A 16,482-nucleotide genomic window follows, 5' to 3' on the forward strand; every position below is an offset into this window, starting at 1 on the left:
GCACATATCTGGATGGAGGCAAATCATGCTGCCAGAACGCAAATATAGTTTTGAAGGCGTTGTTGCCTCTCTATTGTTTATTGCATTACTCATCGTGGTGATGATTCAAATTTTCGGTCGAACGCCATTGTTTGCGGGGCCGGTTTGGACTGAAGAGCTAGCGCGTTGGCTATGGGTATGGATGGCGTTCATTGCGATTGCCGAAGTCGAGAGAACTGACAGGCAGCTCCGGATGGGTTTCTTGTCGGAAATGTTGCCGGCAAAATACCAGAGGGGCTTATTCACCCTCATAGATATTGCTTACCTTGGCATCATGATACACCTTTCATGGATCGGCTATAAAACCGTTTTGCGCACTTGGAACAATGAGGCAGTGACCTTGCCAACCTCTGATGCAGCACTATACGCGTCTGCATTTGTTGCATCATTTCTCATTATAAATCGAATTCTCCGCAGAATTTTTGGACGTACTGATCTGAATAAAAACGTGGAGCCATCGTTATGATACTCGGGACAATTGGTGTTTTATGGCTTTTGATGGTGCTGATTGGTGTCCCAATTGGTGTCGCAATGATTTTTGTTTCGATGGGGTATTTTTATTATTCTGGAATTGGCTTGGCATTTGCCATGCAGAGAATGGTGGATGGTTTAAATAGCTTTCCCATGCTTGCCGTACCGCTATTCATACTGGCAGCGGCGATTTTGAACACTGCAGGAATAACGCACCATCTTTTTGGTTTTGCTCGCGCGCTAGTTGGGCACATTACAGGTGGCCTCGGTCATGTAAATGTACTCGCGTCCTTGTTTTTTTCCGGCATGTCGGGCTCTGCTCTTGCGGATGCAGGTGGACTTGGAAAAATGGAAATCGAAGCCATGCGCAAAGCGGGTTACGATGATGACTTCGCAGGCTCTGTAACTGCTGCTTCTTCCATGATTGGTCCCCTTGTTCCTCCGTCAATTACGATGGTGCTCTATGGCGTGATTTCTAACACCTCTATAGGAAAACTGTTTTTGGGCGGTATTGTTCCGGGCATATTGTGTGCAGGCTCGCTGATGGTGATGGTATATATAATCGCGCGTAAAAAAGAATATCCACGTGATGAACGCAAAAGTTTCAGCGAAATTGGCGCTTTATTTATACGTTCGTTCCCTGCGCTGTTCACGCCTGTAGTTATTGTTGGCGGTATATTCTCAGGTTATTTTTCGCCCACAGAAGCCGCAGCGGTCACCGTAATATATGCTATTTTGATTGATTTAGTTTTCTATAGAGAACTTACATTAAAGCGCCTGTGGAATTCTATCTATGAGACCACTGCAACCTCAGCATCCATTGCAACAATTATTGCAGGGGTTGGACTATTGGGCTTTGTCCTTGCGCGTGAACAGGCACCGCAGCAGATCGCGACCATGTTTTTGACCATTGCTGATAGCCCCCTCACGTTCTTAATTGCGGTCAACCTAATGATCTTCGTTTTGGGGGCGTTTATCGAGTCTCTTGTGATCTTGCTTATAGTCGTGCCAATCCTCGTGCCGATTGCTGCAACTTTCGGAATTGATCCGGTTCACTTCGGCATTATTGTTGTTTTGAATTTGATGATATCTATACTTACCCCGCCAATGGGCATGGCCTTGTTTGTTGTGGCTCAAGTTGGAGATATTCCATATCAGCGGTTGGCTAAAGCGATATTGCCGTGGCTTATTCCACCAATTGTTGTTTTAATTTTGGTTTGTATGTTCCCGATTTTGGCCACAGGCCTACCAAGCTTAATGGGTTAAAAATGAATATTCTAGAAAATTTGAACCGCGGGCTGGTGGTTTCCTGCCAGCCTGTTGATGGTGGGCCTATGGACCGTCCGGACATCATTGCATCTATGGCGAGGGCCGCTGTTGCGGGAGGCGCGTCAGGGCTGCGCATTGAGGGCGTTGAAAATTTAAAAGCAGTTCGTCCACATGTAAGCGTGCCAATTATCGCAATTGTCAAACGTGACTTGCCTGATACTGCTGTGCGAATAACACCAACATTGCGAGATGTTGAAGGATTGGTTGCAGCTGGCGCTGATATCATAGCTTATGATGCTACCGACCGATCACGACCCGATTCAAGAACTGATATCATCAACGCTATTAACGCTGCTGGTGTTATAGGTATGGCAGATTGCTCTACGTTCGCGGATGCCCAAACCGCGCTTGCAGAAGGGGCTTTGTTAATTGGTACAACTTTGGCGGGCTATACCGAAGAAACAAGCGACGGCAGTACTGAACCGAATTTGGATCTGGTGCGGGCGTTTAGTAAGCTGGGCGGTTTTATTATGGCTGAAGGTAGATACAACACGCCTGAGTTTGCTCGTGCAGCAATTGAAGCGGGAGCAGACTGTATAACCGTAGGTAGTGCTCTAACGCGGCTTGAACACGCAACAAGTTGGTTCAAACAGGCGGTAGATGGAGCAGCGAAACATGAAGCGCGCTGATCTTACCGGTTTTGCGCTTGATTTGGGGGGAACGAAAACCGCCGCTGCGCGCATTGAAAATGGCACAGTAATAGAGCGTGTCCAAACCAATACCGAAGGTGCATTTGTCGTGGAACGCCACTTGGATATAATGGCGGAATTACTTGAGAAAGTTGGTCACACGAAGGCCGAACCTTTGGGGGTTGCCGTAACGGGTAGGGTCACCCAGGAGGGTAATTGGCATAGCGTGAATCATGGAACGCTAACGCAAATTGATAATGCGCCGCTTGGTAATGCACTTAAAGAGCGGTTTGGATCTGGTTATCTATGCAACGACGCCACTGCCGCAAGCGTAGCGGAATTTCATTTTGGCGCTGGGCGTCAAAGCGAAAATTTTGCCTATATAACTGTTTCGACCGGCGTGGGTGGTGGTTTGATTGTAAACGGCCGGCCTATTCAAAGTAATAATGGTCTCGCGGGGCATATTGGCTTTATCTCAACGCCATTAGGTAACGATTTGTGCGGAAGCGGCAGGAATGGAACAGTGGAGAGTGTTGCTGGTGGACGCGCAATTGCTGCAGCAGCGGCAAAAGCCGGTCACCATGAAATGGATGCGCGTGCTGTTTTTGCTGTAGCGGCGCAAGGTGAAGGCTGGGCGATAGAAATCATTGATAGATCAGCTAATGCCATCGCTATATTATGCTCGGATCTGACGGCAATGTTGGGTCTTGATAATGTTGCTCTTGGCGGCAGCATCGGCTTGGCTGCTGGCTACACACAAAAAGTCATAACGCATTTGGCGCTTGAGCCTGCGCTATTTCATGTTGCTATCTGTAACGCCGAACTTGATCAGAACAGCCCGCTTATTGGCGCTCTTGCGTTACACTATATGCGAGGTAACAAGTGAAAGTATTGATTTTTGACAACGAAGAAAATGCGACGCGAAGAGTGGCCGACTTTGTTTTAGATACGGTGACTAAAGAGCCAAACTCTGTCCTGGGCTTGGCGACAGGAGGAACTATGTTGGCATTGTATGCTTTGCTTTGTCGCAAGTATCATGACGGTTTAGTTTCATTTTCTGATGTCACCACGTTTAACCTTGATGAATATATTGGATTGAATCCAGAGCATCCATGTTCATATCATCACTATATGCGTAATGCATTTTTCGATCATGTAGATATCAATCTGAGTAACACGAAGATTCCTTATGGCAATGCGGCTGACCCATCAGAGGAGGCGAAAAGATATGAGAGCCAAATTGCGCAATCTAACGGTATTGATCTGCAATTACTTGGTATCGGTCAGAATGGTCATATCGGGTTTAACGAACCGACATCTAGCCTCGCTTCACGTACACGTATAAAAACGCTGACAGAGAGCACACGGCAGGCCAATAAAGTTTACTTTGATAGTCTGAATGAGGCACCAAAATATTCAATCACGATGGGAATCGCGACAATTTTGGAAGCCCGAAATCTAGTTCTCTTAGCAACAGGTGTTTCTAAATCCGCCGCTGTTTCTGACATGATTGAGGGGCCAATTAGCGCTTCCTGTCCTGCATCTGCCTTACAAATGCATCCATCCGCCACAATCGTTCTCGATCAGGAGGCTGCTTCCCAACTAAAGTTGACGTCATACTACCATAATGTCCACCCGCAAGGATCAGATAGTGCATTCGACTAGCTCCACCAAATCCCCTACAAAAATTTTTGCTCGTCGTCTCTTTGATGGGACGAACGACTCGCACCTAGAAAATCAAATAATTGAAATTCGCCAAGGCAAGATTGTTGATGTTCGATCAAGTGAGCCTGGCGAAGAAAATAGCGCTGGAGTCATCTCGGCTGATATCGTTGCTCCAGGCTTTATAGACATTCAAATCAATGGCGCGAATGACATACAATTTAATGATGACGTTACAGTAGATGCGCTCGCGCGCATGGCTTATGGCGCACGACAGGGTGGCACGGCGTATATTCTGCCAACATTCATCACAGCTCAAGACATGCAATATGTGAAAGCGATCGATACAGTTAAGGTTGCTTTACGTAATAAGTTGCCGGGGATTTTAGGCTTACATTTAGAAGGTCCGTTTCTTTCAAGAGAACGCCCGGGTATTCATGAAAAGAGTTGTATACGGGTCATGAATGACACCGATATTGCGCACCTTACAGAACCTTTTGATGGTGCGCTTTTGGTTACGGTGGCTCCCGAAACGCTGCCGAGCAAAGCGCTGAATACACTTGTCGACGCAGGCGTTATGGTGTTTGCAGGACATAGCGATGCCTCCAGCGATGTCATGCAGCAGGCTGAGGAAAATGGACTGAGGGGCACGACGCATCTATTCAATGCAATGTCTCAGCTAACGGTTAGAGAACCGGGGGTAGTCGGCGCGACATTATCATCCGACAGCTTGTATGCAGGCATTATTGCCGATGGGCATCATGTCAATTGGATGAATATTAAGATCGCGGTGAAACAAATGTCGAAGCGTTTATGCCTTGTAACAGACGCTATGTTGACACTTGCAGGTGCAAGGCAAGAATTTACCTTACACGGTGAAACAATTCGGCTTAGGAACGGTCGATTAACAAATGCAGAAGATCGATTGGCGGGGGCACATGTCGCGATGGATCAGAGCGTGCGAAACATGGTGAAAAACACCGACGTGCCCCTTTCACAAGCATTAAGAATGGCGTCACGAAACCCTGCCGAAGCCATTGGGTATGGCCATGAACTTGGCCAAGTGAAGCGTGGTTTTCGAGCATCATTGTCGCTTCTGACTGAAGATTTACATGCTTCCGGCGTAGTTGTTGATGGTGAATATTTTGAACAAGTGATTTAATAGAATACCGCATCCACTTGGTCCTCTAAGATAATTGTTGCAAAAGTCTGATGATGGTCAATTGCAGGATTTTAAATGTGCTGCATCGCCACTTATGTATCGCCGATTTGCTATTCTCTCACCGATCCGCAGCAAAATTTTACTCTTGATCGGGAAGGTTTACGCCGCTCGCCCCTTGTGGCTCGACCTCGTAATCTATGTTGGCGCCCCTTCTCTTTTATAAACTCGAACAGTTGATTGGGGCTTCGACCCCGGAGCATAAGAAAGAGATTTATATCATGATAAATGAGAAGGACTTTGTTGGTCTTGATGTTGGAAAATTTGAAATCTTTGTATTCATTGGCACTTCTGCGACAGCTTTTTCAGTATCGAACACACCATCTGGTTATGCCCTAATTCAAAATAAAATAGGCAAGCCCGGCGCTCAGATAATCGCATTGGAGCCAACTGGTAGCTATGAATGGGGTGTATGGGAAACATTGGATAGAGCCGAGTACGATGTACGGCAAATATCGGTTGCGCATGTCCGTGCATTTGCGCGCGCTACAGGTGCCTTAGCAAAGACGGATCCCATTGACGCCCGCCTGATCACAAAGTTTATGGCATTCAGACCGGATAGCGGAAGAAAGTTACCTGCCAAGAAATTACATATTCTCAATGCTTTAAGCTCCAAGCACCGCCAGATGGTGGAAGTACGTAAATGTGTAAAGTGTTAGAGCAAACAGCAGTACAATGCGCATATGATGGAGTTGGATGAAGAGCTGCTTGATTCACTTTCCAGCCAAATCAAATCTTTGGACAACGAGATAAAAGCCCAGATTGAAACTGATGCTCGAATGCAGCAACATTCCCAGATACTGCGTTCGATCCCTGGGATTGGCACCGTCTTATGCGCTGCTTTAATCGGAGAAATTCCTGAATTGGGTACAATCAGTGACAATCAAGTTGCCGCACTTGCGGGGATTGCTCCTATTAAAAACGGCAGTGGCCGCACCGATAGTCGACGTTCAATCAAAGGCGGAAGATATAATATCCGTTGTCTGCTGTATTAGGCAGCTTTGGTCGCATCCACGCACAATAAACCACTCAAAGAGTTTCCACAGCGACTGAAAGAAAAAGGGAAACCACACAAAGTCATTTTGATTGCTGTGGCACGAAAGTTACTCGTCATAGCCAATGCAATGATAGCCAAAAAACAGTTATGGTACACTGCGTGAAATACAGTTGCTAGATTTGTAGACAGCTTGCCCATTAAAAAATGAGGACAAGGAGACAGTCATGGGCAAGCCAAGATTTACCGAAGAATTCTAGTTTAACGCCATTAAGCAGATCACTGAACGTGGTCATTCTGTTGCCGATGTTTCGCACCGGCTGGAGGCAAGCACGGTATGAGTAATGCGAGTTTTTACAAATGGCGGGCGAAATATGGTGGTTTAGTCAGCATAAATGTGTCTAACTTGCTGTCTGAACTCGACAGGAATTGTAGTTTTGTCTAACCTGAGAAATCAGGTTTTGATGTTTTTTCAAGTGAGACATGTGTCCGTATTCGGAATGCTCTAACTTAATTGAAAATGGTCTCGCCAGCTCAGCCCAACCTCAACCGCTTTTTTTGGGTTGTATTCACATCCGAAATAACCACCGTAACCTGCTGCTAAGAATTCTCTCAAAGCGATGCCATAGTCGATACTTCCTTGGTTTGGTTCTGCCCGTTCTGGAAATGACGCTATTTGGATGTGGCCGATCCGGCTTTTGTGTTTATGGAACTGCTCCATCATCGCTCCATGCTCGGCTTCGATATGGTAGCAATCGAACAAAATACGTAATCGTGGATTATCAATCTCATCCAAAATCTCGGCGGCCTGATCAATGTCATGCAGGAAATAATCGGGCATCGCGGCACGGCAAATTGGCTCGATTAGTATCGTAATATCGCTTGCATTGAGTGCATGGCGAAGCGCGCGTAAATAACTGTTACGATTACCTTCATCACCTGTACGTCCAGCGAGAACATGAATTGAACCAGCACCGATCCGCTGGGCGGTCTCGATAGCGGTGTCGATATCTTTTAGTGCTTCTTTTTTACGTGAGGCTATGGCTGCACAACCGGCTGTTTCGCCCATACGTACATTTAGCCCTAATACTCGTAACCCAGTCTCGGTAAGTACATCGGACAGCGCTAATGTGTCAGCCTGTTGGGCTTCGTCATGGAACTCAACGGCATCAAAACCACACGCGGCGGCTCTACGAATACGATCAATAAAGAGCAACTCTTTCCATAGGAAACCGGTATTGGCAGAAAAGCGATAATGGTTCATGCGTTAGCTTCCGGATTATATTTGCGGTTGAGCTCGGCAATTTGCGAAGATGTTAGATGTCGAGGGGATAGGCCGCGCGTTAGGATTGCTAGTTTTGCCGTCTCTTCTAGTTCCTCTATTGCATTGACCGCACCTTCAAGATCATGCCCCGCAACGACGGGACCGTGGTTTGCTAACAATACAGCCGAACGTCTGCCGCCGAGCCCACGTAATGCGTCCCCCATTGCTGTATCTCCAGGCATGAATACCGGAAGAAGCTTCACACGTCCGAGGCGCATAATCGCATAGGGTGTAAGCGGCGGTAAAACATCGTCGGGGTTTATGTCAGGTAGCATAGACAATGCAACGGAGTGGGTGGAATGAAGATGCACGACCGCACCAGTTGAAGAGCGTGTTTCATAAAATGCGCTGTGAAGTGGCATTTCTTTTGTTGGGGCATCGCCGCTCTTATGTCTCATGTTTTTGTCAAAAAGACTAAGTCTTGCAGGATCGAGTGCTCCAAATGAGCTGCCTGTCGGGGTTACAAGTAGTCCGCCGTCGTCCAGCCGCACAGAAATGTTTCCCGATGCTCCACCTGTTAGTCCGCGGTCAAACATCGATTTTGCAAGTCGGCAGATAGACTCTCGTAAATTGGATTCTATGGTCATGTTTCCTCCAATTTTTGGGCAGCATGCGTAAAAAAGTTTTCAGCGCCGAAATTACCGGATTTCAATGCCAGTACCAGATTGCGACCTGATACGCGCAACGCTGGTACGCCAACGGCGATTGTAGGTCCAATCTCCAGTGTGTCGGCCTCAAGCGCTTCGACGATTGCACCTGAAGTTTCTCCGCCAGCTGTAATTAGTCGAACGAAGCCAGCTTCAACTGCCGCTCTGGCCAATTGTGCGAAGAAATTTTCAACGATTTGTGCGGACTTTTCAGTTCCAAATTTTTGTTGATTATTTTTAATTACTTGTGGGTCATCGGAGGTGTAGACCAATGGTAAAGTAGTTTGCGCCATTGCCCAATTGATCACATCGTTCACGGTTTCTTGGCCGTCGAATAGGGCTGACACGTCAATTCTGCGTTGGGCCCCTCCATTTTCACGGTGATAGGCAATTTGCGCCCGCGTCGTCTTTGAGCACGAACCAGCGATTGCAAGCGCAGGACCTTTTTCACCGCGCCAAGACGCTAAGCTATGTGTAGTGCCTATTAGAAGCTCAGGTAGACCAATCGCTATACCCGATCCTCCGGTGATAAGGGGAAAGCCCTCAGCAGCTTTTCCAAGCGCTTTCAAATCGCAGTCAGAGATGGCATCACAAACGATAATTTGCCGTCCAGAGTTCGTTTCGCTTATTAGTGCTTCTCTTGCTTTCCCATTGCGAATATCATCAAGCGTCAGATGTCCAACGGAGCTTTTGGTTTGATGTCCAAGCCAGCGCCTAATGTCAGGATCTACCATCGGGGTTAAAGGGTGCGCCTCCATGCCGCTTTCGCTTAATAAACGATCGCCTACGAAGAGGTGTCCTTGGTAAATTGTTCTGCCTGTTGCAGGGAAGGCAGGACAAACGATAACGGGAGCGGATGTGCCAGCTTCTTCAATCAGCGCTTCAATAACGGGTCCAATGTTGCCATCGCGGCGTGAATCAAACGTCGAACAATATTTAAGTAAGATTTGTTGGCAGCCTTGATCGCGAAGCCAGCGATAGGCGGCAAGGGATGCTTTTACAGCATTTTCCACCGGCATGGTCCGTGTTTTGAGCGCCACAATGCCAGCTTCCACTTCGTTGTCTGCAGGTTTTGAAGGTACGCCAACATATTGTGTGGTACGTAAACCACCGTTTGCCAATGTTAGCCCTAAATCCGATGAACCTGTGAAATCGTCGCCAATTGCGCCTAAAATCATTGAGTGCTCCATGGTCGTTAGCGCCATTGCCAATGTTTGCAGTAGATAATTCTTGCATAGCAATGGCAGTGGTGTTGGCGCCTATAGACGCGTTGTTTTTGTGTTGATCAAACTGTTCAGTCTATCAGTACCCGCCAGCTTTCATCTGTATGCCGACTTCAGAACCTCTTATGGTCGCAACCGCAGATCTAAGCTCACGTGTTAAGGCACCAAAATCATTGCCCGGTGTTACAAGATCAAAGCCTTGCTCTACTCTGGCCCGTGCACCTTCTCCATTTGCGCAAAATACACCCGCTAACTTCTTTGCCGCACGTGTTCGCTCCAGAACGTGTGCAATAGCTTCAGCTGTCGCAGGACCGTCTGTGCCCTGGCCGGGGCGTTCGCCATAGGCCAGCGCAAGATCATTTGGTCCAATGTAAATCATGTCGACGTCTTCAACAGATAGAATTGCGTCGATGTTTTCTACTGCCTCGCACGTTTCTATCATCGGAATAACTAGAATTTCATCATTGGCATTAGCGAAGTAATCATCTCCGCCATATAGAAGTCCGCGTGAGGGACCAAAAGAGCGGCTGCCTTGGCTTGGATATTTGCATGCGCTTGCAAATGAGCGCGCGTCTTCTTCCGTTGATATCATTGGGCAGATTATGCCGTAAGCACCTGCATCAAGTATATGCATGATTTGAGCTGCATCATTACAGGACACGCGCGCTAGGGGCACTGCATCCGTTGTGGAAATAGCTTGAAACATGGTCAGGCCAGTATCAAACCCGATCATTCCATGCTGAAAATCAATGGTGACGCTGTCAAAACCTTGTCGCGCGACACCTTCAGCGGCATAACTAGAGCCTATAGAGAGCCAAGCATTTATTGCTGGCCGTCCTTCGGCAAAAATTTCTTTCAACTTATTCTTACGCATGCGTTTTGTCCTTTAGAAGACGTGCTTACCAACGAAGTTCCATTTGGCTTCTTCGCTGTTTCAATTTTCATTGGTGCTCTGGCAGCACACAAAATTTCCTCACATGGTTCACTTTTTTAATAAATAATGTCAACATAATTGTTAACATTATTTATATGGAAAAGTTATTTACCGCTGTGTTATCAGGTAATTTCAACCTGAATCTTTCTCTCAAATCCAGCATTTGGCATTTGTTTTGGCTTGCTGAGTTTGTTTATTGCAATAAAAATGTGGGAAGAGAGGTTTCGTTGTTGCGCAACAATAATATTGACAATCTACAGATCAAATTCCAATACAGATTTACCGATCTTGGTGCGTTAGAGGGTCAATTTAGTCATGACAGACGAGATAATCAGTCGAATCGAAGAAGATATAGTCTTTGGAGTTTATCCTCCTGGAGGTAAGCTGGTGGAGGATCAGCTTGGTGAAAGATTTGGTTTATCGCGCTATAATCTTCGTTCGGCACTCTCTATTCTTCAGGAGAAGGGGTTGGTTGAAAAGATTCCCAATCGTGGAGTGCGTGTAATTGAACCTACGCCAAAAGAGATTGATGAACTGTATGAAATCCGCCTGTTGTTGGAAAGCCATGCGGCTTCGCAGACCCCTTTGCCAGCTCATCCGTCATTAATTGAAAGTCTTGAAATCAAGCATCAAGAACACAAAGAGGCTGCAGCTAAGGGGGATCTTAGGGCAGTTTTTCGTCACAATCTCGCTTTTCACAGTATTCAATTTTCTGCTTGTCCTAACGAAAAGCTTCGAGATGCAATAGAGCAATATGCACGCAAGGTTCATATCGTTCGAGCGGTAAAGTACTTTGATGCTAGTCATCTTGAACGGGTAATTCAGCAGCATGCTGCAATTGTAAGCTCTTTACGTGGGTCTGACACGTGGACTTATGTTCAGGCCGTACGCGAACACATACCTGCCTCCAGTCAAGCTTATCGTACCGCCTATGAATTAAAGTACGGCGTTTCAGGAGTGTCTTGAGGATTGTTAGAAAAATTGTTAACAATTTAGTTGACAATAATGAATTATATGCTGAATGTATGCTGACATTCATTTGGAGGATTATGATGTCATTTACATTGCACCGCGGCTTAGTTGCTGCATTACTGCTTGGTTGTAGCTTTCCGGCGTATGCTCAAGATGAGCGACGCGTCAAAATTGTGTTGGGCGAAGAGGCTCAGCTTATTGACCCTTGTATGGCATCACGTTCAGATGTCGGTCGCGTTGTACTACAGAACATCTCTGAAACGCTTACAGTGCTAGATCCGCGTTCTGCCGACTTGCGGCCGCGGTTAGCTATGTCTTGGACGCAGGTTGATGATGATACTTGGCAGTTCAAGTTGCGTGAGGGGGTAAAATTCTCTGATGGTACTGCATTTGATGCAAAAGACGTCGCGCATTCAATTGCACGTACAACTTCCGGTGCGATTAACTGCGAGATAGGCGTTAAATATTTTGGCGGGTTAGATATCTCAACAGATGTTATCGACGCACAAACGATCGAGATAACGACCAACCCAGCGCAGCCGATCTTGCCTGTTTTGATGTCAACAATGACTATCGTACCTGAAGAGACTGCTATGGATGAACATACGCGCAGTCCTGTCGGAACTGGACCTTACATTTTTGATGAATGGAAAGCTGGACAGAGCATTAGTTTGTCACGCAACCCTAGTTATTGGGGTGAAACTCCTGAGGTCGAGGGAGCGACCTATTTGTTCCGTTCGGACAGATCAGTGGCAGCACTGATGGTTGAAAATGGTGAGGCAGATATTGTACCCAATATTGCTGTTCAAGATGCGACGAATACTGACACGGATTTTGCTTATCCAAACTCCGAGACTTTCTTCTTGCGTATTGATACCCAAGTTGCGCCACTAAATGATCGACGTGTGCGTGAAGCGCTTAATTTAGCGATTGATCGTGAAGCGTTTAAGGGAAGCATTTTGTCATCTGAGGTGGTGAGCGCTACTCAAATCGTACCGCCAACGACAATCGGTTCCAATGACACTTTAACTCCCTATCCATATGATCCAGAAAAAGCGCGCAGTTTAATCGAAGAAGCGCGGGCTGATGGAGTGCCGGTCGATACTCCTATCAAGTTGATTGGACGCACAGGGATTTTTCCAAACGGAACGGAAGTGATGGAGGCTATGCAAGCCATGCTTTCAGATGCAGGCTTTAAAGTCGATCTGAACATGTATGATGTCGCAGAGTGGGAAAATTTCTATACGAAACCGTTTGCGGAAGATCGCTCACCACAGATCATTCAGTTGCAGCATGACAACGCTAAAGGTGATCCTGTCTTTAGCATGTTCTTCAAATATCATTCTGACGGCCTTCAGAGTGTGCTGGAAGATGATGAGGTGGATCGTTTAATCGACGAAGCGACTGTGGCTACAGGTGAAGCGCGTGCTGATTTGTGGAAGCAGCTCTTTGCACGTCTCCATGATGATATCATATCTGATATCGTGATGTTCCATATGGTTGGATATACTCGTGTATCAGAGCGGCTGGATTTTGAACCATCAATCGCTACAAATAGCGAGCTGCAACTCGCTGAAATTTCTTTCCGCTAGAAATAGTTGTGTCGGGAGGGCGCATCATTAGCGCTCTCCCTCAAGCTAGGAATGTCATGCTAAAACATCTTCGCAATCGGTTGATCTCAAGCTTGCTATCGCTCGCTGCGCTAATCGTCATCGTGTTCTTTCTATCACGATTGACGGGGGATCCTTCAGCGCTTTACTTGCCTCTCGATGCTTCTATTGAATCTCGTGAAAATTTTCGCGAAATCAATGGGTTAAATGATCCGCTCATCGTTCAGTTCAGCAGTTTTGCAAAAGATATTGTGCAGTTTGATTTTGGCAAAAGCCTGCGTACCTCGCGCCCAGCGCTTGAAATGGTGCTTGAAGCCTTCATCTGGACCTTACAGTTGGCATTAATAACGATAGCACTCGTCATTCTTGTGGCCACAGTGATCGGTTCACTGGCAGCATTTAACGTTGGCGGTCTTTTTGATCGGGTCGCTACAGTCGTTTCGCTAATAGGTGCTAGTGCGCCAGATTTTTGGATAGCCATCGTTGGAATTCTTATATTCTCCATTGGTTTTGGTTGGTTGCCAACTTCGGGTACAGGAAGTCTTTTGCATTGGGTTTTACCCGTAGCAATATTATTCATTCGTCCCTTTGGGCTTATTACACAAGTTGTACGCAACTCCATGATTGCCGCACTGCATGCGCCTTATACAAAAACAGCACGTGCAAAGGGGGCAGGCCCCCGCCGGATTATTTTCGGGCATTCTTTGCGAAATGCGGCTCTGCCAATAGTTACCGTAATGGGAGACCAAGCTGCAGGCATGTTAAATGGTGCCGTAATCGTAGAGACAATTTTCGGGTTTCCTGGTGTGGGTAAGCTGATGATCGACTCGATTCTTATGCGCGATTTTTCGGTTATTTTAGCCTCCATTGTCGTCACAGCGATCGCCATTCTTCTCATGAACATTTTGATTGATTTATCTTATGCAGCACTCGACCCCCGAACTCGTGCCTGAGCACATAACCCCTCCGAGTACCATGGCTCTTTTGCGTCGCAACCCTGCAGCCCTGGCTGCTGCTATGTTGTTGTTTGTGTTGGTACTTGCTGCGCTTTTTGTCGCTCCAATTCTAGTTGATGCTGCATCATCAACGGACCTAAGAGGTCGCAATGCACCTCCTTTTGATTTTGGACGTAATTGGCTTTTTGTACTAGGTGCTGATGCTTTGGGCCGGCCTATACTGCCGCGCATCATCGTGGCTGCTCAAAACACGCTGCTTATTGCAGGATGTTCTGTGGTTTTTGCACTTGGCGTCGGTAGCGGGCTAGGCCTTATCGCAGGATATGTGGGCGGGACAATCTCTCAAATTTTGATGCGTGTCGCAGACATCATAATGTCGTTTCCATCATTATTATTGGCGGTCATCGTTCTTTATATGCTTGAGCCATCGATTTTCAATCTTGTGATCGTTCTGACAATTACGCGCATTCCTGTTTATTTACGTACGACGCGTGCTGAAGTGATGGAAATACGCAAACGCATGTTCGTGCAGGCTTCTGCGGTGATGGGTGCTTCACACCTGCGCATTATTTTGACTCATATACTGCCAATCGTGCTGCCTACATTAATGACAATTGCGACGCTTGAGTTTGCATTCGTTGTTCTCGCTGAAAGTTCGTTGTCATTCTTGGGTATAGGAATTCAACCACCTGATATCACTTGGGGTATGATGGTCGCGCAAGGAAAGCCTTACCTTACACAAGCTTGGTGGCTTTCATTCTGGCCAGGCCTTGCGATCATTCTGACAACTTTATCACTGGCATTATTATCAAATTGGATGCGCCTTGCTTTTGATCCAGCACAACGTTGGAGGTTGGAATTATGATGGGAAACAAAGTGGAGCATCTTCTCGACGTTCGAAACCTTAGCATTGAATTTCATGGTGGGCGGGGCATTACACGCTCAGTCAAAGGGGTAAGTTTTCATCTTAATAAAGGGGAAACGCTCGGTATCCTTGGAGAGAGTGGATCAGGCAAGTCGGTATCTACTAGCGCTATTATGGGGCTACTTGATCAACCACCTGCGCGAATTACTTCGGGGGAAGTGCTGTTTGACGGGGTAGACCTATTGCAGATTCCCGAAAGAGCGCGTCGAGATATTAATGGACGCCGCATAGCTATGGTATTCCAGGACCCTGCTGCTTATCTGAATCCTGTTCAGAAGGTTGGCAAACAGATAATGGAAATGATGACACTGCACGGTGTCTCGCGTCATGAGGCGCGTGAACGGACGCTTGAATTAGCAAAGCGCGTTCGTATTCCTGACGCTAGCAAACGTCTCGATGCTTATCCTCATCAGTTTTCAGGTGGCCAGCGCCAACGTTTGATGATCGCAATGGCTCTTGCGATGAAGCCTGAAATTTTGATCGCTGATGAGCCGACAACCGCGCTTGACGTTACTGTGCAGAGCGAAATTATTGAGTTGCTTGTTGAGTTGCGCGAAGAGATGGGACTGGCGATGATTATGATTTCTCATGATCTAGGGTTGGTTTCGAAAGTCGCTGACCGATTGCTGGTTATGAAAGATGGCGAAATCGTTGAGCAAGGTGTGTCAGAGGCAATCGTCAAAGCGCCTTCGCACCCTTATACGCGTAAGCTTCTACAAGCCGTTCCGGGGCAGGTGCGCAAAGATGCAAGCCGCCCAGATGGGGACCCGCTACTTAAAGTCCGTAATTTAGCGCAGACTTATGGAACTGTGCAGGTTTTGAAAGATATCTCTTTTGACCTTCATTCAGGCGAGACTGTTGCAGTTGTAGGCGAAAGTGGATCAGGGAAATCGACTCTAACACGCAGCTTACTGATGATGGAAAAACCGTCCCACGGAACAATTCATCTTGATAAGCAAGATCTCGTCAACGCCACAGCCGCGGAGCGTGGTCAAGTGCGTCGCCGAATGCAGATGATCTTTCAGGACCCAGGACAATCCCTCAACCCACGTTGGAGTGTCAGTGCGATAATATCTGAACCTTGGAGAATTCATCGTGACGTTCTGCCGCCTAACCGTCAGCGTGACCGTATTGTTGAGTTATTGGAGCTTGTTGGTTTAAGTGCGGAACATGCAACAAGGCATGCTGGGCAATTCTCTGGTGGTCAGAAGCAGCGTATCGCTATTGCACGCGCGCTTGCACTCAATCCAGAAATTTTGATTTGTGATGAGGCTGTTTCTGCTCTTGATGCATCAATCCAAGCACAAATCGTGGAGCTCTTACAGTCGCTGCAACGCGAACTGGGTATTGCATATCTCTTCGTTGCTCACGACTTACCATTGGTACGGGCATTTGCGGATTGGATAATGGTGTTTCAAGCGGGCGAGCTTGTTGAGCAAAATACGCCGGTAAACATTTTCGGATCGCCGCAACACGAATATACGAAACAGCTCATCCGTAGCAATGAAAAGTACGAGATCGGGGCACTCACGTATTCGTGAGGCTTAT

17 protein-coding genes are annotated in these 16,482 nt (G+C 46.9%); 13 read left to right on the forward strand and 4 right to left on the reverse strand.

What is annotated here, in order from left to right; all coding sequences use genetic code 11:
* Window positions 1–25 precede the first annotated feature (25 nt).
* The 8 genes from N530_RS0110700 (at window position 26) to N530_RS18640 (ending at window position 6,344) form a co-directional block, all read left to right on the forward strand.
* Complete coding sequence (locus tag N530_RS0110700; protein WP_026480697.1) at window positions 26–505, forward strand: TRAP transporter small permease; 480 nt, start codon at window positions 26–28, stop codon at window positions 503–505.
* On the forward strand, window positions 502–1,776 hold the full coding sequence (locus tag N530_RS0110705; RefSeq protein WP_026480698.1) for a TRAP transporter large permease: 1,275 nt from the start codon (window positions 502–504) through the stop codon (window positions 1,774–1,776). Before N530_RS0110700 ends, N530_RS0110705 begins: the two co-directional genes overlap by 4 nt.
* A gap of 2 nt (window positions 1,777–1,778) precedes the next feature.
* Window positions 1,779–2,468: an N-acetylmannosamine-6-phosphate 2-epimerase gene (locus N530_RS0110710; RefSeq protein ID WP_026480699.1), complete on the forward strand. Its 690-nt coding sequence runs from the start codon at window positions 1,779–1,781 to the stop codon at window positions 2,466–2,468.
* Entirely contained in the window at window positions 2,455–3,354 is a 900-nt protein-coding gene (locus N530_RS0110715; RefSeq protein WP_026480700.1) for an ROK family protein, read from the forward strand. Before N530_RS0110710 ends, N530_RS0110715 begins: the two co-directional genes overlap by 14 nt.
* Complete coding sequence (nagB, locus tag N530_RS0110720; protein WP_026480701.1) at window positions 3,351–4,133, forward strand: glucosamine-6-phosphate deaminase; 783 nt, start codon at window positions 3,351–3,353, stop codon at window positions 4,131–4,133. The genes N530_RS0110715 and nagB overlap by 4 nt, the downstream gene beginning before the upstream one ends.
* Window positions 4,096–5,292 carry an N-acetylglucosamine-6-phosphate deacetylase gene (gene nagA / locus N530_RS17905; protein WP_081773941.1) on the forward strand — a complete coding sequence of 399 codons (1,197 nt, stop codon included), beginning with the start codon at window positions 4,096–4,098 and terminating at the stop codon, window positions 5,290–5,292. Before nagB ends, nagA begins: the two co-directional genes overlap by 38 nt.
* A gap of 278 nt (window positions 5,293–5,570) precedes the next feature.
* Complete coding sequence (locus tag N530_RS18635) at window positions 5,571–6,008, forward strand: transposase (RefSeq protein WP_162150953.1); 438 nt, start codon at window positions 5,571–5,573, stop codon at window positions 6,006–6,008.
* Between the two features lie 24 nt (window positions 6,009–6,032).
* Window positions 6,033–6,344 carry a transposase gene (locus N530_RS18640; protein WP_081773942.1) on the forward strand — a complete coding sequence of 104 codons (312 nt, stop codon included), beginning with the start codon at window positions 6,033–6,035 and terminating at the stop codon, window positions 6,342–6,344.
* A 504-nt stretch (window positions 6,345–6,848) separates the two neighbouring features.
* On the opposite strand, the gene N530_RS0110745 is transcribed toward N530_RS18640, so the two are convergent.
* From N530_RS0110745 to N530_RS0110760, 4 genes are all read right to left on the reverse strand, one after another.
* Window positions 6,849–7,607 carry a hydroxypyruvate isomerase family protein gene (locus N530_RS0110745; protein ID WP_026480704.1) on the reverse strand — a complete coding sequence of 253 codons (759 nt, stop codon included), beginning with the start codon at window positions 7,605–7,607 and terminating at the stop codon, window positions 6,849–6,851.
* Complete coding sequence (gene otnC, locus N530_RS0110750) at window positions 7,604–8,254, reverse strand: 3-oxo-tetronate 4-phosphate decarboxylase (protein WP_026480705.1); 651 nt, start codon at window positions 8,252–8,254, stop codon at window positions 7,604–7,606. Before otnC ends, N530_RS0110745 begins: the two co-directional genes overlap by 4 nt.
* Window positions 8,251–9,492: a 3-oxo-tetronate kinase gene (gene otnK, locus N530_RS0110755; RefSeq protein WP_026480706.1), complete on the reverse strand. Its 1,242-nt coding sequence runs from the start codon at window positions 9,490–9,492 to the stop codon at window positions 8,251–8,253. The genes otnC and otnK overlap by 4 nt, the downstream gene beginning before the upstream one ends.
* A gap of 124 nt (window positions 9,493–9,616) precedes the next feature.
* Window positions 9,617–10,411, reverse strand: coding sequence for an HpcH/HpaI aldolase/citrate lyase family protein (locus N530_RS0110760; protein WP_026480707.1), 795 nt, complete (start codon window positions 10,409–10,411; stop codon window positions 9,617–9,619).
* 375 nt (window positions 10,412–10,786) lie between these two features.
* On the opposite strand from N530_RS0110760, the gene N530_RS0110765 reads away from it, so the two are divergent.
* The 5 genes from N530_RS0110765 to N530_RS0110785 all read left to right on the forward strand — a co-directional run bounded on the left by N530_RS0110765 (window position 10,787) and on the right by N530_RS0110785 (window position 16,475).
* Window positions 10,787–11,437, forward strand: coding sequence for a GntR family transcriptional regulator (locus tag N530_RS0110765; RefSeq protein ID WP_026480708.1), 651 nt, complete (start codon window positions 10,787–10,789; stop codon window positions 11,435–11,437).
* Between the two features lie 86 nt (window positions 11,438–11,523).
* On the forward strand, window positions 11,524–13,035 hold the full coding sequence (locus tag N530_RS0110770; protein ID WP_051540894.1) for an ABC transporter substrate-binding protein: 1,512 nt from the start codon (window positions 11,524–11,526) through the stop codon (window positions 13,033–13,035).
* A gap of 56 nt (window positions 13,036–13,091) precedes the next feature.
* On the forward strand, window positions 13,092–14,006 hold the full coding sequence (locus N530_RS0110775) for an ABC transporter permease (RefSeq protein WP_018690373.1): 915 nt from the start codon (window positions 13,092–13,094) through the stop codon (window positions 14,004–14,006).
* 22 nt (window positions 14,007–14,028) lie between these two features.
* Window positions 14,029–14,874: an ABC transporter permease gene (locus tag N530_RS0110780; RefSeq protein WP_018690374.1), complete on the forward strand. Its 846-nt coding sequence runs from the start codon at window positions 14,029–14,031 to the stop codon at window positions 14,872–14,874.
* On the forward strand, window positions 14,871–16,475 hold the full coding sequence (locus N530_RS0110785) for an ABC transporter ATP-binding protein (RefSeq protein WP_026480710.1): 1,605 nt from the start codon (window positions 14,871–14,873) through the stop codon (window positions 16,473–16,475). Before N530_RS0110780 ends, N530_RS0110785 begins: the two co-directional genes overlap by 4 nt.
* Window positions 16,476–16,482: the final 7 nt, after the last annotated feature.

This window comes from Ahrensia sp. 13_GOM-1096m, from assembly GCF_000620605.1.
Classification (GTDB): Bacteria; Pseudomonadota; Alphaproteobacteria; order Rhizobiales; family Rhizobiaceae; genus Ahrensia; species Ahrensia kielensis.

Bases quoted from the DNA above. Each gene is read 5' to 3' on its own strand.
- N530_RS0110700 (WP_026480697.1), top strand. From the start codon at position 26: ATGCTGCCAGAACGCAAATATAGTTTTGAAGGCGTTGTTGCCTCTCTA.
- N530_RS0110705 (WP_026480698.1), top strand. From the start codon at position 502: ATGATACTCGGGACAATTGGTGTTTTATGGCTTTTGATGGTGCTGATT.
- N530_RS0110710 (WP_026480699.1), top strand. From the start codon at position 1,779: ATGAATATTCTAGAAAATTTGAACCGCGGGCTGGTGGTTTCCTGCCAG.
- N530_RS0110715 (WP_026480700.1), top strand. From the start codon at position 2,455: ATGAAGCGCGCTGATCTTACCGGTTTTGCGCTTGATTTGGGGGGAACG.
- nagA (WP_081773941.1), top strand. From the start codon at position 4,096: ATGTCCACCCGCAAGGATCAGATAGTGCATTCGACTAGCTCCACCAAA.
- N530_RS18635 (WP_162150953.1), top strand. From the start codon at position 5,571: ATGATAAATGAGAAGGACTTTGTTGGTCTTGATGTTGGAAAATTTGAA.
- N530_RS18640 (WP_081773942.1), top strand. From the start codon at position 6,033: ATGATGGAGTTGGATGAAGAGCTGCTTGATTCACTTTCCAGCCAAATC.
- N530_RS0110745 (WP_026480704.1), bottom strand. From the start codon at position 7,607: ATGAACCATTATCGCTTTTCTGCCAATACCGGTTTCCTATGGAAAGAG.
- otnC (WP_026480705.1), bottom strand. From the start codon at position 8,254: ATGACCATAGAATCCAATTTACGAGAGTCTATCTGCCGACTTGCAAAA.
- otnK (WP_026480706.1), bottom strand. From the start codon at position 9,492: ATGATTTTAGGCGCAATTGGCGACGATTTCACAGGTTCATCGGATTTA.
- N530_RS0110760 (WP_026480707.1), bottom strand. From the start codon at position 10,411: ATGCGTAAGAATAAGTTGAAAGAAATTTTTGCCGAAGGACGGCCAGCA.
- N530_RS0110765 (WP_026480708.1), top strand. From the start codon at position 10,787: ATGACAGACGAGATAATCAGTCGAATCGAAGAAGATATAGTCTTTGGA.
- N530_RS0110770 (WP_051540894.1), top strand. From the start codon at position 11,524: ATGTCATTTACATTGCACCGCGGCTTAGTTGCTGCATTACTGCTTGGT.
- N530_RS0110775 (WP_018690373.1), top strand. From the start codon at position 13,092: ATGCTAAAACATCTTCGCAATCGGTTGATCTCAAGCTTGCTATCGCTC.
- N530_RS0110780 (WP_018690374.1), top strand. From the start codon at position 14,029: ATGGCTCTTTTGCGTCGCAACCCTGCAGCCCTGGCTGCTGCTATGTTG.
- N530_RS0110785 (WP_026480710.1), top strand. From the start codon at position 14,871: ATGATGGGAAACAAAGTGGAGCATCTTCTCGACGTTCGAAACCTTAGC.